Source organism: Halorubrum sp. SP3 (assembly GCF_005435195.1).
Taxonomy (GTDB): Archaea; Halobacteriota; Halobacteria; order Halobacteriales; family Haloferacaceae; genus Halorubrum; species Halorubrum sodomense.
In genome coordinates this window covers 1-257 of the sequence record NZ_SGTU01000646.1, presented here as the reverse complement: position 1 = coordinate 257, position 257 = coordinate 1, and the positions used below count along the sequence as shown (strand labels likewise).

1 pseudogene is annotated in these 257 nt (G+C 65.4%); it reads right to left on the bottom strand.

Annotation, left to right across the window (positions count from 1 at the left end):
• Positions 1–96: pseudogene (locus tag EXE42_RS20525) on the bottom strand (sulfurtransferase TusA family protein); the annotation flags it as partial.
• Between the last annotated feature and the right edge of the window lie 161 nt (positions 97–257).

Below are 257 nucleotides of genomic sequence, written 5' to 3'. Positions count from 1 at the left end.
CTCGGCGCCCCGCATCGCGCCGATGAGGTCCATCAGGGGACCGGGGCAGGCTGCGCCTCTGGCGTCGACGGTGTCGTCGGGTTCGATGTCGGTCATGGCTGTCTCACACGCGACGGTTGCGGCGGCAGCCTATTAGACTTGTGCGTGAATTCCATTATTCTAAAATACGCTGTTCGGCACGGACCGACGGCGACTGCGGCCGTCCGGCTACCGATCGAACACCAGCGCGTAGTGGTACGGCGGCAGGTCGACCCGCC